Origin of the sequence: Pantoea eucrina, from assembly GCF_020079945.1 — a bacterium.
GTDB lineage: Bacteria > Pseudomonadota > Gammaproteobacteria > Enterobacterales > Enterobacteriaceae > Pantoea > Pantoea eucrina.
This window is the reverse complement of the sequence record NZ_CP083450.1, coordinates 83,656-99,392: the sequence shown is the minus strand read 5'-3', so window position 1 is coordinate 99,392 and position 15,737 is coordinate 83,656. Positions and strand designations below refer to the sequence as shown.

The following is a 15,737-nucleotide window of genomic DNA, read 5'->3' as shown; positions in this document are numbered from 1 at the left end:
CACATTATTGTGCCGCTTTAATATGGACATTTATCATGACTATCCTGCCTGAAAGATCTGTCACCCTTACCCGGTCAAGAAACGCAATAGAGCGTTATTTTTCCCGCCAGAATATTCAGATAAAAAATGACAACTTTGGCAATACGCTTTCAGCTACGGTTACGCTGTTAAACAGGGAAAGTGGCACCAAACCGATTTCTGGCTGCGGTAAAGGCTATGCAGAGGAAGCCAGTGTTGGTGCACTCTATGAAGCTTATGAACATTACAGAAGCTTTCCGGCACTCAGAGAGAAAAGCAGGTTATATCCCTTCGGGTCAGTCATTCAGCAGGCAGAACTTCGCGGGATGTTGCCATTGACTATTCTTGCGAAATCATCACCCGCCAAAATTGCAGCAGTGGAATTTACAGATAAAAAGGGTTGTGCGTCACTGCTCTGGCCTCTTTTTTTAACGGATTGCGAATATTTCAGCCATATCATTCAGGGAGACACTACAGACTATAGCGCAGCGCGACGCTATACCAGTAATGCAGGTATCGCTGCGGGTTATGGTTTTACTGAAGCAGCGATTCACGCCATCGGAGAAATAATAGAGCGGCACTGCACAGGTATCCTGCTGGCAAAAACATTTTTCTATGGTACACAAAAAGAGGTTCGACTTGTTAATACGGATTCACTGCCCCCTGCAGCTGAAAAAATTTTCAATGATGCTCAGTCTGCTTTAGAGGATGAAATCAATATTATTGATGCCTCAGAACCGTCACTGCCTCCTGTTTATCTTGCTTACTGTAAGAGTAAGCCGCGCCTGGGGATAAACATCTACGGCGCTGGCTGTTCACTTTATGCTGACCATGCGGTTGCCCGGGCTATCAAAGAACTGGTCCAGCTGCATAAACTGGCCGATAATTTTACCTGCTTTACTGAGGAACTGGAAAAACACCAGCATAACCTGAGAGAGCATGAAAAATTATATCGCAGCCTTGTTGCCGATTTTGGCAGCCTCGCTTCTGTCAGCGTTGAGCTGCCAGAGAAACGCGCTGAACTGACTCTGCAAGAGCACCTTCACCGCCTGACAACCCTGTGCGAAATGGCCGGATTGCCTGTATGGCTTAAAGAAATAGACAGCGATCCTGCCGGCGTATCACTGGCCTGTGCCGTCATGCCCGGTATGGAGCGATTTGCCCTGGTCAGTTTGGGTAACGTCGTTATTCCCTGCCGAAGCTATCAGGATCAGATATGAGTAGAATGATTTACATCCGGGTCCCGAATCGGGAACGGCATGATATTTTTATCATGACAACCTCTGAATCGATTTTTGCCGGCATACGAAAGCCGTTAAGCCACGTGGCTTACAGCATCATTCTTCCCGATATGATAAAAGGCCCGCTCATTTCGCTGGATGAAACCAAAGATGAAATAACCCTCGGCATCAGAGTGCTGGACGATCCGGCGTGGCGTGAAAAATTACTTCCCCCCTGCCCGGATTACAATATCCACTTTCCATGGCCGCCGCTGGATGATGAAGGGAATGAGGCTATATGCCCGGAATCATTCTGGGACCAGATGGCCGGTACACCGGAGAAGCTGGACATACAGGAAGCGCACTTCCGCCTGCATACCGTAAATTTGCTGCGTGAGATTGCTTTTCCCGACTGCCGCGTATTTGACCCGGCCTGCTCTACCGGAACCTTCCTTGCCTCAGTAAAACAAAAGCTTCCCCGTCTAAACTATTTCGCTGCCGATCGCGCGGAAAAAATGGTCCTGAAGGCCAGGCAGCAGCTGCCGCAGGTTGTACAGAGCGACTTTATGCAATCCTGTGACCGTGACAGGTATGATATTATTTTTTGCCGCTTCGCCAATCATGAAGTGATAAGACACGATCAGGCAGCACCTGTTATCGATAAACTTATTACGCTGCTTAATAAGAAAGGGTATTTAATTATTTTTGGTCATACCCCTGTAAATTGTGATGTTAAAAATCATGTGCGAGGCAAAAACATTGCTCTTAAAATGACAAGCGGCTATAGCGAACGTTCAGCAGGTTTTTTCCAGTATTATCTGTTACAGACACTTTGAAAGACTGCGCTGAGGCCACAGGCACGTGCGACATACCGCTTAACATTAAGCATAAAATGCTGCAGTGGCGCTGCTGCTCTTTAAGCTGAATAACAGATTTTACTTTAAGCAGTGATTACTAAATTTTCGATCAAAACTAATTCCAATCATTAGATACCCTGAATACATTAGCGATACTAAAATCTATTGTCAGGGATAATTGTGGATTCGCTAAGGAAATCAGTGACTGTCAGCGCAGTATCCGATGGCGTTCTGAGTAAAAGAACGCTCAAACTATGCAGATTGCTTAATGATAGCGATAAGCTGATCGATATTGCGCCGGCGACCGCTTTTCTCGATTTTTTGAAAGGCATGGAAGTCACGCATAGCGCCTACCAGCGTAGCGGTATTATCAAGAGCAAGCGTGCGCTGTTCCTTTATAACGAAGGCCTGCTTCATCCTGACAGCACCCTGTTTCTGGCGCGTAAAAAACAGGAGATCCTCGGCACAATCAGCGTGATTGCTCAGCGAAACCAGCAGCTGCCCTGCTCCCTGCTGTTTGGTGCAGAGATAGCCGCCCTCGGGCTGGAAAACCGGAAAGTCGTAGAGCTGGGTACGCTGTCGGTCAAGCAGACGCAGCAGCAGGACAATCTGGTGTTTATGCTCTATCTCAGGATTATGATTTATACGATTTTTGTGGAGCAGGTAGACGATCTGCTTATTCAGGTTAAAGAGAACGTAGCGCCTTTTTATATGCGCAATTTCATGTTTACCCGGATAGGTAAAACCAAAAAACATCCTGAGTACAGCGATCTGAATGCTGTGTTATTGCGTCTCGACGTTAAGAAGATGCGGGAAAAAATCTATGAACAACAGTGCTACGGAGCCAATGGCTGGCTGCGTATTTTATGCGAACTTGGACTGAACCGGCACTATCGTACCATCTGTGCTCAGTGTCGTAATGGCCAGCGCTTCAGGCCGGATCCGCAGGATGCCGCTGTTTATCGTTATCTCTGCTCGCTTCAGAGGTAAATTAAAGGCCACCGCAAGTCCTGTCAGGCGATATCATTGCCGCGGCTGCAGAGGGTGTATTTATAGTAAAGTAGCATGTTGTAACTAGAAAGCCAAATCTTTCCGGTTAACGCTTAGAAACAGAATCCCTGTGCCGGGCCGCCTCCGTTCGCCGATGACCATCTACACTTATTTCACCTGAGATCCCCTGAAAACATGAGGTTAAGATGAGTCTGTTATTTAGCGCCACGAAACTGGGACAGCTCTCGCTGGAGAATCGCATTATTATTGCGCCCATGTGTCAGTACTCCGCTGAGGCGGGTAAAGCCACCGCCTGGCACCGTATCCATCTGGGGCAGCTTGCCCTGTCCGGTGCGGGCTTACTGATTATCGAAGCAACAGCCGTTGAGGATATCGGCCGCATATCGCCGGGCGATCTGGGATTGTGGGACGATGAGACTGAGGCGGCACTGGCCAGCGTGCTGGAGGATATCCGTCCATGGGCAACCCTGCCAATAGGTATCCAGCTGGGTCACGCAGGTCGCAAAGCCTCCTGTGCCGTGCCGTGGGAAGGCGGCGAGCAGCTTTCGGCTCAACAGGGCGGCTGGCAGACGGTGGCTCCCTCCGCAGAGGCTTACCAGTCGGGCGAACAGGCGCCACACGCGCTGAGTAAAGAGGAGCTGATGCGCCTGAAACAGGCCTTTGTTGACAGCGCGCAGCGCGCGGTCCGCATCGGTATCGAACTGGTTGAACTGCATGCTGCCCATGGCTATCTGCTGCATCAGTTTCTCTCTCCGCTCAGTAACAAGCGCGATGATGAATATGGCGGATCGCTGGAAAACCGCATGCGCTATCCGCTGGAAGTGTTTCAGGCGATACGCGATGCTCTGCCAGATTCAGTACCGGTGGGCGTGCGTATTTCAGCAACTGACTGGGTCGCAGGCGGCTGGGATAATGAGCAGTCTATTGCGTTCAGCCAGCAGCTGGCCGCCGCAGGCTGTGCCTATATTCACGTCTCCAGCGGCGGACTGTCGCCCGATCAGGAGATCGATATCGGCCCAGGCTATCAGCTCTCTTTTGCGCGCGATATTCGCAAAGTGGTGGATATACCGGTAATCGGTGTCGGACTGATAACCGATCCGCAGCAGGCGGAACAGGCTCTGCACACCGGTGATACGGACCTGATTGCGCTGGCGCGCGGCATGCTCTGGGATCCGCACTGGCCGTGGCACGCTGCCGCTGAGCTGGGCGCCACCGTTAAGGCTCCGCCGCAGTATCTGCGTTCAGAGCCGCACGGTCTGAAAGGCACTCTGGTACAGAACGGCAAGTGATCCATTGCGGCAGGCGCTCCGCCTGCCGCACCCCTCTGGGAAATTTCACAGATTGCGGCCAGCGTGAGGCGCTCCGGCCCTTAGCCTCTATGCTTCATTTCACGCATTCACATTAAAGGACGATGAAATGAAACCTCAACACCTTCTGCTTTCTGCTGTTTTACTTTGCACCGCTGGCGTCGCCGCGGCCGATACCATGAAAAACCCGGTGAGCGTGCACGTGCTCAACCTGCAGACCGGCATCCCCACCGCTGGCGTAAAAGTAGAACTGGATCAGAAAGCAGGCGATAACTGGACAAAACTGGCGGAAGCCACCACGGATGCGCAGGGGCGGATCCCGGCACTCTATCCGAAAGATAAAATGGCGCAGTCAGGTATTTATCGCGTGGTGTTTAAAACCGGGGAGTATTATAAGTCAGTTAATCAGCAGACTTTCTTTCCGGAAATCCCGGTGATTTTTAACCTTGAGAAGAGCGATCAGCATTACCATATTCCGCTGCTGCTGAGCCAGTATGGCTACTCAACCTATCGCGGTAACTGATTGTTAAAACGCGCTGGCGTCAGGCCAGCGCGTTCTCCTGTCAGCCTCCGCCAAATCGCGGCAACCACTCCATCCAGCTCAGCAGCCACGCCACAATGTTCAGCCCCCCAAATAGCAGTACCAGCGTAATCGCCAGCGAGGATTTTTTATGCGTAGCGAAGCGCTTTTCTGCCCGTAATGCGAGCAAGGCCGGGATCGCTACCGCCCACAGGGTGGCAAACAATCCGGCATAGCCGATGGCCGCCACAAACCCGTGTGGCCAGACAATCGACGCCAGCAGCGGCGGCAAAAAGGTCAGCAGCGCCGTTTTCACACGCGCCCGGCGCGTATCGCCCTGCCCCATACGGTCGGCGATATAGTCGAACAATCCTGCGGTGACGCCAAGAAACGAAGCGATAACGGCAAAATGGGAAAAGAGCGACAGCATCAGGGTTAATGCCGGCACCTGCAGATGCGAGCCCAGCGCCGCCATCAGCGCGGCGATATCCCCGCCCTGCGCAACAATACCCGGAAACGCGCTGCGCGGCAGGTTTCCCATCGTGCTGACGATCCAGAACAGGTAGAGCGCAAGCGACATCAGGGTCCCGAGCAGCAGCGCACGCGCGATCCTGCGCCGGTCGCGATGGTAGTAGCTCACCAGCCCGGTGATATTGCCGTGATACCCAAAAGAGGCCAGGCAGAAAGGCAGCACGCCGAGCGCATAGGGCCAGTAAGCGCTGCCTTCTGGCGCTGGCTGCAGCAGTGAGGCGCTGTCAACCTGCATCAGGAGTCCGCCGAACAGCATAATAAGCAGCGCAATTTTTGCCACTACGCAGAAGGTCATAAGCCGGCTCACGCCACGCGTGCCGAGCAGCACCACCCCTGCAACCAGCAGCGTCAGCGCAATTTTCGCACCGGCCGCTGTCAGCGGCAGTCCCAGCTGATTAAGGGAGTGCTGATAGACCGGACCGCTGGCTGAAATGTAGGCGTAGGTCAGAATACCCAGTACAAACAGGATGCTTAACCCGTTGAGCCTTGCCCAGCCGCGTCCCAGCAGATCGCGCACCAGCGTGTCATAGCCGGCGCCGGCAGTATAGTGCAGGCTGACGCGCATAAACAGCAGGCCGGAGAGCAGCATCGCGCCCCAGCTGATAAACAGCAGCAGCACGCCCCAGCCAAACCAGCTTCCTGCCATAACCACAGGCAGCGTAAACATACCGGCACCCACAACGGTGCCACAGATGATCATAGCGCCCCACCAGACTGAGGGCTGGCGCGGCGTGAGTTGAGGTACTGACATTAAGACGACTCAGAAAATTAGCAAAGGCGGGATGATACACATCATGTACTAGTATGTAGAGTACAAAACGCAAAAACAGACTGGCAGGGTTGTAAGCAGATAATGACAGCAGCGCGCCTGCAGAGCAGGCGCGCAGTTCAGGCGGGGTTACTGATAAAAAGCCGGACGGGGTGGCATCGTAATCTGAACAATATCGCCACTCTTCTGAGCCGCGACGCAGGCGTCTGCCGCTACCGCCGCCGCATAACCATCCCAGGCAGAAGGCCCGGTCAGCTCATCGGCAAGCACATTGTTGATAAACGCCTGCAGCTCCACATCGTATGCATCGATAAAGCGCTTTTTCCAGTCGGTCAGGATGGCCACAGAGAGCGCTGCGTTACTGCGCGTCTGCACCGCCACAGGTTCCGGCAGCCGGGCAATGCCGCTTTCTCCGACAACTTCACACTGAATGTCATAGCCATACTGGCAGTTAACAAAAATTTCGACGTCAATGCGCGTACCCTGCGCCGTTTCCAGCAGAACAATCTGCGGATCTTTCAGGTGTGAACTGGCGTGGCGCGTTTTGCGTGGCCAGATCACCTGCGCGCTGACGTAATCATCATTCAGCAACCAGCGCAGCACATCCAGCTCATGGATCAGCGTATCGGTAATCGCCATATCCGTGGTGTAACTGTCACCCACCTCCGGATTGCGATGCGCGCAGTGCAGCATCAGCGGCGCGCCAATCTCCCCGCTCTCCAGCACCTGCTTGAGCGCGCGGTAGCCGCTGTCATAGGGTCGCATAAAGCCGACCTGTACGCGTTTTTTACCGCCGGCCATCTCCGCTTCAACGATGTTCATACATCCCTGCGCCGTTACTGCCAGCGGTTTTTCACAAAACACCGCCTTGCCCGCTTTGATCGCTGCCAGTACAAACTCTTCATGAGTGGGACCCCAGGAGGTCACCAGCACGGCCTGTACGTCAGGCGCATTAATCAGATCGTGCGCGCTGTCGTAGATCTCCGCCTGCAGCTGTAGCGCAGCTGCGACCTCTTCACACTGACGGCGGTCGATATCATTCAGCGCCACTACGCGCGAGTTCTGCAGCACCTGACTGCAGCGCCGGATATGTTCACGACCGATTGCACCGGTGCCAATTACGCCAATATTGAGTGTCATAGTCTGTTTCCTGAGCCGGTTGCGGTTAGCGGTTGAGATAGTCGATACTGCTGCGGATCTGCTGCTCAATCTCAGCAGCGCTCCAGCCCTCCATCACCGATGAGAAAGGCTCAAACGCATAGATCCCGCGATACCCCATCTCTTCAAGGCGGGCCACCTGCTGTTTTGTCTGCAGTCTGTCATCGGCGCTGAGCATAATACGCTCTTCATCCGTCAGCTCTGCCGCCGGCCGCGTATCGGTCACGCCGGACAGGTGAACCAGACCAATCTCATGCACGTTAACGTGCCCGGCAAAGTCCGCTTCGGCACCTTCATAAAGATGATGATGGAAGGTATCCAGCACAATTTTGAACGGCACCCCGGCCTGTTTGATCAGCTGCTGCGCCTGCGCGGCAGAACGCAGCGAACTCTGCGGAAAGCCCAGCGGCTCAACCAGCCCCTGAATGCCGTATTCTGCAAACAGCGGCGCCAGCGTTTGCAGCGCATCGATAGTCTGTGCGTCGCTGACCGGCGCACCATCGTTGAGCGGACAGAGCACCAGCGCTCTGGCACCGCTTTCAGCTGCGTCTTTCAGCAGGCCGCGGGTCTTTGCCAGAACCTCATCATTGAGCTGGTTAAATGGATAAACCGCATTGATTGTTTCGATAGTCAGATCGTGCTCGCGCGCCAGCGCGCTGACCTGCGCGCCACCGAGATTGTCGGTCACGCTGCCGCTTTTCATGTCGTTGCGGATTTCAACCTTGTGCAGCCCCAGCTTTGCCACCAGCGCAAAAAATTCACTGATGCTCAGAGCGGGAGCAATTTTGCGATTAATACAGAGGCGGTCGCTGCTTAGTTTACCGGTCATATTCAGTCCTGATGCGTACGGGTTGGAAGGCAACTGAAGGGATACTAAAACATCAGGCTGAGCGGCTCCGCTGCTTCTTTGAGTGATTTACATCAGCCCCGTATCGTGCTGACTAAGCGCATATCAGCAGTCCTGTTTTTTACCGCGCGGCAGCGATACCACCAGCAGACCCGCCACAATCAGTACTACGCCCGCCAGACTGCTCCAGCGAAAAGGCTCATGAAACCACGGCAGAACGACAGCAGCCAGCCAGACCAGTACGTAGCTCAGACTGAGTAGCGGATAGAGCTGACTGAGCGGCTGATAGCGCAGCGCGGTAAGCCAGCAGAGCATCGATAACCCGTAGGCTGCAAGGCCGGCGCAGAGCATCAGCACAGGGCGTGCGCCGCCCTGCAGCAGCGCACTGAACGCGGGAAACTCCATCATCGCGCTGCGCAGCATCAGCTGCGCCAGCGTCACCAGCGCGACGCTTACGAGCGCCAGCCCTGTACCTTTCATAGCTGACTCCCCATCAGCGCCACCCCCGCGACAATCAGCAGCGTGCCCAGCCACTGCTGCAGCGTACAGGCTTCGCGCCAGATCAGGCGTGCGGCTGCCGCCACCAGCACAAAGTTAAGGCTGAGCATCGGATAGGCCTGGCTGACCGGCACACTGCGCAATACCAGCAGCCAGAGCAGCATCGCCGCCCCCAGCAGCAGCAGGCTGAGCGCGACCCAGAGCGCCATGCGCCTGCCGCCTGACGCCATCAGCGCGGCCTGCTTCTGACAGAGCTGGGCTGCACAGCTGAGCAGGCTGACCAGAACAATCAGCAGCAGATTCATGGCGCGCGACGGTAGCTGTAATAAACCAGCCGTCCCTGCTGCCAGACATCATCCGGCACCGGCAGCATCGCATCCGGCGTTTTCTGTCCGGCATCCAGCATCAGTACCAGCGCGACATCACCCTCTCTGCGACTGACGCGCAGCCAGTCGGCAAACTCCGCTCCGGCAACGTAGCGCTTTCGGGCATCGGCGTAGCTGAGACCATACTCCAGCTCGCCTTTGCTGCTGTAAAAAAGGATATCGCTGCGTTTGAGCTGCCAGGCGATCGCCGAGCCGACGCCGGGATTATCCGCCAGGATAAAGCGGCTCTGCGCAAGCCGCTCCTGGATGTGGCGGACAAAGTTCTGCGGCTGTTTGGCGTCCCGTATCCGGTCGGGAATAGCAAATCCCACCAGCAGCGCCAGCGCCAGCGGGCAGAGCGCCGCCAGCTGCCAGCGCCCGGTGCGCAGGCTGACACCTGCCGCCAGCGCCCAGCCGGTAAAAGCGAGCGCAGCCAGAGTCGCACGCAGCTTCTCGTCGCTGCTGTAGAGCGGCCGGTGTGCCAGCCCCCACGGCGCCAGTACGCTTATCACCGCCAGCGCGGTCAGCGCGCCAAACAGCAGGTTAATCCAGCCGTTAAACCGCAGCGCGGTGCTTAAGCGTGCGCTGTTTCCTGATGCATAACCTGCTATCAGCAGGCTCAGCGGAGCAAAACAGGGCAGGATATAGGTTGGCAGCTTGCCTTTTGCAATACTGAAAAACAGCAGCGGCAGCAGGACCCAGCTCAGTAAATAGAGCACGCCTGCCTGCTGGCGACGCTGCTGCCAGCCGCTTATCAGCGCGCCGGGCAGCAGCCCCAGCCAGGGCAGCGTGCCCGCAACCAGCACCGGCAGGTAGTACCAGAAAGGCGCTTTGTGCTGCGCGTTTTCTTCAGCAAAACGCTGAATATGCTCAACCCAGAAAAAGTAGTGCCAGAAATCTCCCGCCTGCTGCGCTATCGCCAGCGCCCACGGCAGGCTCAGCAGTACTGCGGTCAGCAGCGCCAGCGGCCCCCAGCGCAGCAATTCCGTGAAGCGGCGCTGCCACACCATCCACGGCACAATCGCCAGCACCGGAACCGCGAGCGCCAGGAAGCCTTTGGTCATAAACCCCATGGCGCAGGCCGCACCCAGCAGCAGATAGCCGGAGAAGCGCTGCCGGAATGTGCGTGCCTGAACCGCGTACCAGAAGCTGCACATCGCTCCCGTCAGCCACAGCAGCAGAACAGGGTCCAGCACCGCATAAGTGCCGATTCCGTAAACCAGCAGCGAGGTCAGAAAAACGGTGCTGGCCAGCAGGGCGACGTTGCGGCTGGCAAACATCCGGCATCCCAGCCAGAAAATCAGCAGGCCGCTGCATAGCGTGCTGAACAGCGCGCCGGCGCGGACGCCAAAATTAGTGTGTCCGAACAGCAGCTGGCCCAGATTATTTATCCAGTAGCCGGCGACAGGTTTTTCAAAATAGCGCAAATCAAAAAAGTGCGGCACAACCCAGTTGCCGCTGACAATCATCTCGCGGCTGATCTCTGCATAACGCAGCTCATCGGGCTGCCACAGATCGCGAAACGGAACCGGCAGCAGATAATAGAGCGCAAACAGCATCAGCAGCAGCGTAATTTTGGTGCCTGTACGCATCAGAACTCCCTGATTAGTTTTCTGCCTGACAGCCCAGCCACCCTTCCCGACCCGCAATCCGGCCGCGTATCACAGGCGCGCGCGGCAGAGTGGAGAGATCGGCAGGCAGAAGCTCGCTGAGCGGACAGAAGTGAATACCGGCCTGCCGGGCGCGATCGAGCAGGTTGCTAAAGGCGTCGCGCGCGGCGATCCCCTCAACTTCGGCATGAATGGTGTAAACCGCGGTGCCCGCAGCGTGCTGCATGCGCTCAAGGATAAAATCGTTGAAGCGCGCAGCACTCACCTGTTGCCCCACCACTTCATCCCAGGTAGGCAGCGTGACCGGGATCTGTACTGTGCCTTCTGTACCGTCCGGTAGCAGCGGGATAAACGGGCCGCTGCCGCGGCAGTCGCTGTTGTACCGAAAATGGAAAGGTTCTTTTGCAGCAATAATCCGGCTGTCTGCCCGCCAGCCGGCAACGGCTGAACAAGTGACGGCGTCACCTGGCAGCGCTTCCAGCATCTGCCTGCCCCGCCCGATCTCCTGCGCCAGCCGCTGTTCTGACCAGACGCCCGCCCAGGTCTGCCAGGCGAAGTGATCCCAGGCGTGCAGGCCAACCTCATGATGATCGGCGGTGGCGCGGATAATGTCCGCCTGGCCGCGTCCGATGTGGCGTCCTGGCCAGGCGGTACCGGCCAGCAGAATATCCCAGCCATAGAGCGATGCCGCCCGCGAGCGCACCATTTTGTGAAAAAAGTGCGGCTTAAGCAGGCGCCAGATATGGCGCCCCATATTGTCCGGCCCGACGCTGAAAAAGAAGCTCGCCTGCAGCTGATGCAGGCTGAACTGTTCCAGCAGTGCCGGGACGCCCAGCCGGGTGCCGCGCCAGGTATCAACATCGACCCGCAGCCCCACTTTTTCCATGGCTTCTCCTGCAGTTCAACAGTGCGCAGAAAGAAATCAAGGGTGTTATCGATGGTGGTATCCATATCCACATCCGGTGCCCAGTTCAGCAGCCGGCGCGCATTTTTTATCGAGGGCTTGCGATGCTCCACATCCTGATACCCTTTGCCGTAGTAGCTGCTGCTTTCTACTTCGCGGAACCCGGCAAACGGCGGAAAACGGTCGCGCAGCGGATGGCGCTCAAAGCTTGCCAGCAGATGCTCCGCCAGCTCACGAATACTGGCTTCATTTTCAGGATTACCAATATTGATGATCTGCCCGTCACAGTTACCGTTGCGGTTTTCAATGATGCGAAACAGCGCCTCAATGCCGTCACGGATATCGGTAAAGCAGCGCTTCTGCGCCCCGCCATCCACCAGTTTGATGGGCGATCCCTCTACCAGATTGAGGATCAGCTGCGTAATGGCGCGCGAGCTGCCAATGCGTGCAGCATTGAGGTTATCCAGCCGGGGGCCCATCCAGTTAAAGGGGCGGAACAGCGTAAAGCGCAGGCCCTCTTTTTCACCATAGGCCCAGATCACCCGATCGAGCAGCTGTTTGGAAACCGAGTAGATCCAGCGCTGCTTGTTAATCGGACCGACCACCAGGTTAGAGCTATCCTCATCAAAATGCCGATCGGTACACATGCCGTACACTTCAGAGGTAGAAGGGAAGATGATGCGTTTTTTATATTTAACGCAGTCGCGAATGATTTTCAGGTTCTCTTCAAAATCGAGTTCAAATACGCGCAGCGGGTTACGGGTGTACTCAATCGGCGTAGCAATCGCCACCAGCGGCAGCACCACGTCACACTTCTTGATGTGATACTCAATCCATTCAGAATGAATGCTGATGTCGCCCTCAACAAAGTGGAAACGCGGCTCGTTCAGAAAACGGCTTATCGCATCAGAGCCGATATCCAGCCCGTAAACCTCAAAATTATCATCCTGCAGCAGGCGTTCAGTCAGATGATTGCCGATAAAGCCGTTCACCCCAAGGATCAGCACCCGCGTGCGGCGTTTAACAGCCGCCACCGGCTCAGAGTAAAGCAGCGCGCCGGGCACCAGCCCCAGGCTCTGCGCCAGCTGGCTGCCATTCATAAACACGCCGTTGTCACACTGGCCGGTGATAATTTCCAGTGCGCCCTGGCCGCAGGCGACCTGCAGCGGATCGACAGAGAGTATGGTCCCGGCTCTGGCACCCGGCGTGCCGGCGTGCACACGTCCTTTCCACACCATAAACTTCACCGTACCGGCAAAGGCAAAAGCACCGGGCCACGGCCAGGTTACCGCGCGCACCAGATTATTCACCTGCTGCGCACTCTGCTCCCACCGGATACGTCCATCTTCCGGCGTGCGGCGTCCGACCCGGGTTGCCAGCCGCTCATCCTGCGGCCGGGCTACAATCTCGCCGCGCTTCAGCGCTGGCAGCGTACCTTCCAGCAGCTGCGTAGCACAGGCGACCAGCTTACGGTGCAGCGTCAGCGCGTCATCCTGCTCATCGATCGCCACCCTTTCCTGCGTGACAATGTCACCGGCATCGGCCCGCTTAACCATGCGATGCAGCGTCACGCCGGTTTCCGTTTCGCCATTAACCAGCACCCAGTTAAGCGGTGCGCGTCCGCGATAGGCGGGCAGCAGCGAGCCGTGCAGATTAAACGCGCCGCGTGCCGCACATCCCAAAATAGCGTCGCTCAGCATGGCGCGGTAATAAAAGGAGAAAATATAGTCAGGCTGCAAGGCGCGGATGCGTTCAATCCATAACGGGTGATTGACCTCTTCAGGCGCATGCACCGGAATGCCGCGCTCAGCGGCGAGGCGCGCGACGGAATCAAAAAAATGGCTCTCTGCGCCGGTGTCGGTGTGCGTAAAGATCGCCGCAATCTCAAAACCCGCTTTCAGCAGCGCGTTGATTCCTGCGCAACCCATTTCCGCATAGGCAAAAACAACTGTTTTCATGGTTTGATTTCCTGAACCTGAGGAGTTTCCTGCTGCGGGTGGATCACCCGCTGAATGAAATAGCGCGGCCGCGCGCGTACATCGTTGTAGATACGCCCGATGTATTCGCCCAGCAGGCCCATCCCGATAAACTGCGCGCCGACAAAAATGAACAGCACTGCAAACAGCATAAACAGACCGTCGCCGGCCCAGCCGGCGCCAAAAAACAGGCGTAAGATCACCAGCACTATCGAAAAGGCAAAGCCCGCCAGCGCAATCAGGCTGCCAGCAATACTCAGCAGGCGCAGCGGCGTCGTGGTCAGACAGGTCACCAGGTCATACATCAGATTGATAAGCTTCATGACGCTGTATTTGGAATCGCCAAACTCGCGTTCAGCGTGTGCGACCGGCAGTTCGATAGTGCGGCGGGCAAAGGTATTGGCCAGTATGGGAATAAAGGTGCTGCGTTCATGGCAGTTCAGCATGGCGTCAACAATATGCCGGCGATAGGCGCGCAGCATGCAGCCATAGTCGCCCATCGCTTTGCCGGTCACGCGCTGGATCAGCTGATTGATGGCGCGTGAGGCGCGTTTACGAAACCAGCTATCCTGCCGGTTCTGGCGTACCGTGCCCACCACGTCGTAACCCTGCTGCGCAGCTTTGACCAGCGCCGGGATCTCTTCGGGCGGGTTCTGCAGATCGGCGTCCAGCGTAATAATCAGGTCGCCCGATACATGGGCGAAGCCCGCCATAATCGCAGAGTGCTGACCATAGTTTCGGTTAAGCAGTACGCCGACGACGTGACTTCCTGGCATATCAGCGGCATCAGCGATCATCTGCGCCGAGCGGTCGCTGCTGCCGTCATCCACCAGCAGGATCTCAAAGTTCAGACCCAGCGTGCTACAGGCTGCGCTGGTGCGGCGTACCAGCTCCGGCAAACTCTCCTCTTCGTTATAGACCGGGATAACCACAGAGATTTTCTGAAGCGGTTTTTCATCCAGCATGGCGGCCTCCTGCCAGCGTACGCAGCGCGCCGATCACCCGGCTGACATCCTCATCCTGCATATCAGGAAACAGCGGGAGCGAACAGATACGTTCGCTGTTCCATTCCGTGTCAGGCAGGGAAAGATGCGGATAACGCTCGCGATAATATTTGTGCGTGTGCGCCGCGCGGAAGTGAAGTCCGGTGCCGATCTCCTCCGCTTTCAGCGCCTCCATCAGCGCATCGCGGCTGATGCCGCAGGTAGCTTCATCCACGCGAATGATAAACAGATGCCAGGCGTGCTGATGCGGCCAGTCCGGCTGTTTCAGCGGCAGAAAAGGCGTATCCGCCAGCGCCTGCAGGTAGCGCTGCGCAATCTCCCGGCGGCGCCGGTTGATAGCCTCAAGCTTACCGAGCTGAACCAGCGCAATAGCGGCATTGATATCGGGCAAATTGTATTTAAAACCGGGTTCTATCACCTCTGCCTGCGGTTTGCGCCCGTGCGTATTGCGATCCCAGGCATCCACCCCCAGGCCGTGAAACTTCAGGCTGCGCACCCGGTCGGCCAGTTCAGCATCATCCGTTACAACAACGCCGCCCTCGGCACAGGTGATATTTTTGATGGCGTGCAGTGAAAAGATCGCCGTGCCGCGCTGTCCGACATGCTGGCCGTTATAGTGGCAGCCGGTAGCGTGCGCGGCGTCCTCAATCACCGGAATGGCGTAGCGCTCACCCAGCGCGCAGATTGACGCCAGATCAACCGGCGCACCGGCGTAATGCACCGGAATAATCGCCCGGGTGCGTGGTGTGATCGCCGCTTCAATCTGCGGTGCCGTCACCATCAGCGTATGACGGTCGACATCAACTATAACCGGCGTGGCTCCCAGCAGCGTGATGATATTGAGCGTAGAGACCCACGTTAGCGAAGGGGTGATCACTTCATCTCCGGGCTGAATGCCCAGCGCCAGCAGCGTAACGTGCAGGCCGGCAGTCGCTGAACTGACGGCAATGGCGTGCTGGTTTCCAGTCAATTCACAGAAAGCCTGCTCCAGCGCAGCATTTTTCGGGCCGGTGGTGATCCAGCCTGAAGCGAACACCGCACTGACGGCGGCCAGCTCTTCTTCGCCCAAAGCGGGACGCGAAAAAGGTAAGAAAGACATAAATCCACCTTATCAATTATGCTCTGACCACAATGCAGGAATA

General features: G+C 56.4%; 14 protein-coding genes and 1 pseudogene. 5 read left to right on the top strand and 10 right to left on the bottom strand.

Annotated elements, in window-relative coordinates; translation table 11 throughout:
- Positions 1 to 35: 35 nt before the first annotated feature.
- The 5 genes from LAC65_RS17045 to uraH all read left to right on the top strand — a co-directional run bounded on the left by LAC65_RS17045 (position 36) and on the right by uraH (position 4,936).
- Positions 36 to 1,238 carry a YcaO-like family protein gene (locus LAC65_RS17045; protein WP_071882945.1) on the top strand — a complete coding sequence of 401 codons (1,203 nt, stop codon included), beginning with the start codon at positions 36 to 38 and terminating at the stop codon, positions 1,236 to 1,238.
- Positions 1,235 to 2,074 carry a class I SAM-dependent methyltransferase gene (locus LAC65_RS17040; protein ID WP_082032686.1) on the top strand — a complete coding sequence of 280 codons (840 nt, stop codon included), beginning with the start codon at positions 1,235 to 1,237 and terminating at the stop codon, positions 2,072 to 2,074. Before LAC65_RS17045 ends, LAC65_RS17040 begins: the two co-directional genes overlap by 4 nt.
- 222 nt (positions 2,075 to 2,296) lie before the next feature.
- Positions 2,297 to 3,085, top strand: coding sequence for an N-acyl amino acid synthase FeeM domain-containing protein (locus LAC65_RS17035; protein WP_139239662.1), 789 nt, complete (start codon positions 2,297 to 2,299; stop codon positions 3,083 to 3,085).
- A gap of 206 nt (positions 3,086 to 3,291) precedes the next feature.
- A complete protein-coding gene (locus tag LAC65_RS17030) occupies positions 3,292 to 4,395 on the top strand; it encodes an NADH:flavin oxidoreductase/NADH oxidase (RefSeq protein WP_040113479.1) in 1,104 nt (367 codons plus the stop codon).
- 127 nt (positions 4,396 to 4,522) lie between these two features.
- On the top strand, positions 4,523 to 4,936 hold the full coding sequence (gene uraH / locus LAC65_RS17025) for a hydroxyisourate hydrolase (RefSeq protein ID WP_040113478.1): 414 nt from the start codon (positions 4,523 to 4,525) through the stop codon (positions 4,934 to 4,936).
- 40 nt (positions 4,937 to 4,976) lie between these two features.
- On the opposite strand, the gene LAC65_RS17020 is transcribed toward uraH, so the two are convergent.
- From LAC65_RS17020 to arnB, 10 genes and pseudogenes are all read right to left on the bottom strand, one after another.
- A complete protein-coding gene (locus tag LAC65_RS17020; RefSeq protein ID WP_040113477.1) occupies positions 4,977 to 6,215 on the bottom strand; it encodes an aromatic amino acid transporter in 1,239 nt (412 codons plus the stop codon).
- Between the two features lie 147 nt (positions 6,216 to 6,362).
- Positions 6,363 to 7,373: a bifunctional inositol 2-dehydrogenase/D-chiro-inositol 1-dehydrogenase gene (iolG, locus tag LAC65_RS17015; RefSeq protein WP_040113476.1), complete on the bottom strand. Its 1,011-nt coding sequence runs from the start codon at positions 7,371 to 7,373 to the stop codon at positions 6,363 to 6,365.
- Between the two features lie 25 nt (positions 7,374 to 7,398).
- Positions 7,399 to 8,220, bottom strand: a complete 822-nt coding sequence (locus tag LAC65_RS17010; RefSeq protein WP_071668324.1) for a TIM barrel protein — start codon at positions 8,218 to 8,220, stop codon at positions 7,399 to 7,401.
- 123 nt (positions 8,221 to 8,343) lie between these two features.
- Complete coding sequence (gene arnF / locus LAC65_RS17005; RefSeq protein ID WP_040113475.1) at positions 8,344 to 8,718, bottom strand: 4-amino-4-deoxy-L-arabinose-phosphoundecaprenol flippase subunit ArnF; 375 nt, start codon at positions 8,716 to 8,718, stop codon at positions 8,344 to 8,346.
- Entirely contained in the window at positions 8,715 to 9,041 is a 327-nt protein-coding gene (gene arnE / locus LAC65_RS17000; protein ID WP_040113474.1) for a 4-amino-4-deoxy-L-arabinose-phosphoundecaprenol flippase subunit ArnE, read from the bottom strand. The genes arnF and arnE overlap by 4 nt, the downstream gene beginning before the upstream one ends.
- The gene (arnT, locus tag LAC65_RS16995) at positions 9,038 to 10,693 is read right to left on the bottom strand and encodes a lipid IV(A) 4-amino-4-deoxy-L-arabinosyltransferase (protein WP_040113473.1); all 1,656 of its coding nucleotides are present in this window, start codon (positions 10,691 to 10,693) and stop codon (positions 9,038 to 9,040) included. The genes arnE and arnT overlap by 4 nt, the downstream gene beginning before the upstream one ends.
- Before the next feature lie 13 nt (positions 10,694 to 10,706).
- Entirely contained in the window at positions 10,707 to 11,597 is an 891-nt protein-coding gene (gene arnD, locus LAC65_RS16990; RefSeq protein ID WP_040113876.1) for a 4-deoxy-4-formamido-L-arabinose-phosphoundecaprenol deformylase, read from the bottom strand.
- 5 nt (positions 11,598 to 11,602) lie between these two features.
- Positions 11,603 to 13,573 (bottom strand): annotated as a pseudogene (gene arnA, locus LAC65_RS16985) (bifunctional UDP-4-amino-4-deoxy-L-arabinose formyltransferase/UDP-glucuronic acid oxidase ArnA); the annotation flags it as partial.
- The gene (gene arnC / locus LAC65_RS16980) at positions 13,570 to 14,556 is read right to left on the bottom strand and encodes an undecaprenyl-phosphate 4-deoxy-4-formamido-L-arabinose transferase (RefSeq protein ID WP_040113472.1); all 987 of its coding nucleotides are present in this window, start codon (positions 14,554 to 14,556) and stop codon (positions 13,570 to 13,572) included. The gene arnC and the pseudogene arnA, both read right to left, overlap by 4 nt.
- Positions 14,546 to 15,694, bottom strand: coding sequence for a UDP-4-amino-4-deoxy-L-arabinose aminotransferase (gene arnB, locus LAC65_RS16975; RefSeq protein ID WP_040113471.1), 1,149 nt, complete (start codon positions 15,692 to 15,694; stop codon positions 14,546 to 14,548). The genes arnC and arnB overlap by 11 nt, the downstream gene beginning before the upstream one ends.
- Between the last annotated feature and the right edge of the window lie 43 nt (positions 15,695 to 15,737).